This window comes from Pseudomonas gingeri (assembly GCF_013386165.1).
GTDB lineage: Bacteria > Pseudomonadota > Gammaproteobacteria > Pseudomonadales > Pseudomonadaceae > Aquipseudomonas > Aquipseudomonas gingeri_C.
This window is the reverse complement of record NZ_JACAOS010000038.1, coordinates 1-2,851: the sequence shown is the minus strand read 5'-3', so window position 1 is coordinate 2,851 and position 2,851 is coordinate 1. Positions and strand designations below refer to the sequence as shown.

Genomic DNA, 2,851 nt, shown 5'->3' with positions numbered 1-2,851 from the left:
ATTCGTCCTGCCAGGTGCCCTGATCGAGATTGATCACGGGCACCGAAACGCCCGCCAACAGATCCTGGGTAGCCGTTTGTGCCAAGACCGCCGCCGGAGCACTGTCCTGCAACATATAGGCAATCCGCTCTACCGGATAAGCTGGATCAAGCGGCACATAACCGCCGCCCGCCTTGAGGATCGCCAACAAGCCAACGACCATCTCGGCCCCACGCTCAACACAGATCCCCACCCGCGAATCCGGCAGCACACCCTGCTTGCGCAACGCATGGGCCAAACGGTTGGCCTGCTCGTTGAGCTCGCGATAGCTCAGACGCTGTTCGCCATGGACCACCGCCAAAGCCTCCGGCGTACGCTCCACCTGCGCCTCAAACAGACCATGCACGGTCTGCGCCTGCGGGTACTCCAGCGCCGTGTCATTGAAGCCCATCAGCAACTGCTCGCGCTCGTCGTCGGGCAAAATCGACAGGCTGTCGAGGGTCGACCCCGGCGCCCGCTCCAGGGCATCGACCAATTGCTCCAGGGCCGTCTGCATATAACCGCAAACCCGCTGCGCACCGATACCGGCGGCAGCCTGCACATTCAGGCCAAAGCCATCGCCCAGGTCATCGACGTTCAAGGTCAATGGGTAGTTGGTGCGCTCTTCGCTGCTGATGGCATGGATACCGTGCCAAGCCTGCACGGTCTGTTCGGAAACATGGCCGACAGCGCTGTGTCGATAGTTGAGCAAGGCACTGAACAGTGGCGTCGGTGCAACCACACCGCTGCAACGTTGAGCCAACGCCAGGGACGCATGTTCGTGCCCCAGCAGAGCGGTCAATCGCGCATGGGTCGCCTTGACCCCGGCACGCACACCCTGCTCACCCACGGCTACCCGCAGCGGCAAGGTGTTGATAAACATCCCCAACGCCCGCTCGGCACCCGCGCCGCCCTGCAAACGACCGAGCAATACGGTGCCGAAGACCACATCGTCCTTGCCCGATACACCGCCCAGTACACGGGCCCAGGCCAGGTGATAGAGGCTTGCGGCGCTGACCCCGAGCTGACGCGCCTGCAAGCGCAGGCGCCGGCTCAGGTCGACGTCGACCACCTGATGCACTTCCTCGACTGCGTGGCCATCACCCTGTACATCCTGCAAGCCGAAGGGCAGCGTGGGTTCTTCGATATCGCCGAGCATCTCGCGGAAAAAAGCTTCGTGTTCGGCCTGGCTGACACCCAGGCGCGCCTGGGCTACATAGTTGCGATACGGTACCGGACTGCCCAACTGCGCGGCCTGCCCCAGCAAGTGCGCCTGTATTTCATCGCGCACCACCTCCACGGTGGTGTGGTCCAGGGCCATGTGATGGAACAGCATCATCGCGCTGATCCGCTGGTTAAGCGGGTCTTCGGCATAGACCACCCGCATCAGCGGTGCCTGGGTCACGTCCAGGCGATAGTGCCGTGGGTCGAAACGACTGTGCAGTTGCGCGGCGATATCACCGGCTGACGGGTCGAGTTCAAGCGGCTCAAGGTGCAACCGCGCCTGACGCCAGACTACTTGCACCGGCGCATCAAGGCCTTCCCAGAGCACCCCGGTTCGCAGGATGTCATGCCGGTCGATGACCATTTGCAAGGCCTGCGCAAAGGACTCCAGACGCTCGTGATCGTCAAAGGCGAACTGCGTTTGCAGAACGTAAGGGTCACCTTGTTCCGCTGACAGGTGGTGATACAAAATCCCTTCCTGCAGCGGTGCCAACGCATAAATGTCCTGCACATTGGCCAGACCGCCGGGCACGCCGGCGATCACGCGATCAATATCGTCCTGGCTCAGGGACACCAGTGGCAACATGTCCGGGGTGATGCGCTCACAACCCTCGGGGATGATGTTGGCCGGCACCACGATTTCGCGACCGCCGCCCACGGCAGCCGCCAGGGCCGCCAGGGTCGGCTGACTGAACAGCACGTGCACATCGGCACTCAGGCCGATCTGGCGCATGCGCCCGATCAGACTGACCGCCAGCAACGAGTGCCCACCCAATTCGAAGAAATGGTCGTGGCGACCGACCTGGGCCACACCCAGCAGTTCTTGCCAGATGGCGGCGATCTGGGTTTCGGTCTCGCCTTGCGGAGCCTCGTAGCCGCGACTGATCAGCGCATCGAGGTCCGGGGCCGGCAAGGCCTTGCGATCCAGTTTGCCATTCGGGGTCAGTGGCAAGGTGTCGAGCCGCACATAGGCCACCGGCACCATGTAGGCCGGCAGTTGCCCCAGCAACCAACCGCGCAGGCTGTCGATGTCCGGCTCATTGCCCTCTGAGTGGACCGTGTAATAGGCCACCAGGCGTTTGTCGCCCGGGATGTCTTCGCGAGCGGTGACCACCGCTTCGTGGATGGCCGGGTGCTTGGCCAGACGGGCATCGATTTCGCCCAACTCGATACGGAAACCACGGATCTTCACCTGGTCGTCGTTACGGCCCAGGTATTCGATATTGCCGTCTGGCAGGTAGCGGCCGAGGTCGCCGGTACGGTACATGCGCGCTGAAACATCCTGGCTGAACGGGTCGTTGAGGAAACGTTCGGCGGTCAGGTCATCGCGGTTCAGGTAGCCTCGGGCCACGCCAGCGCCACCGATGTAGATTTCACCCGGGACGCCCAGTGGGACCGGTTGTTGCTGTTCGTCCAGCAGGTAGAACTGGGTGTTGCCGACGGGTTTGCCGATATGCGGCGCAAAACCGTCTTCACGATCCATCGCTACCCAGCTTGAGTAGGTGGTGGTTTCCGACGGGCCGTAGAGGTTGCACAGGCGTTGGACGCCGGTTTTCTCGAACAGGTTTTCCACCAGGCTACGCTTGAGGGCTTCGCCCGCCACGTTGAC

Annotated in this window: 1 protein-coding gene; it reads right to left on the bottom strand. The window is 62.7% G+C overall.

The genetic code is table 11. The features are described from left to right. A partial coding sequence (locus HX866_RS33605; RefSeq protein WP_177141266.1) for an AMP-binding protein occupies positions 1-2,851 on the bottom strand: 2,851 nt, incomplete at both ends.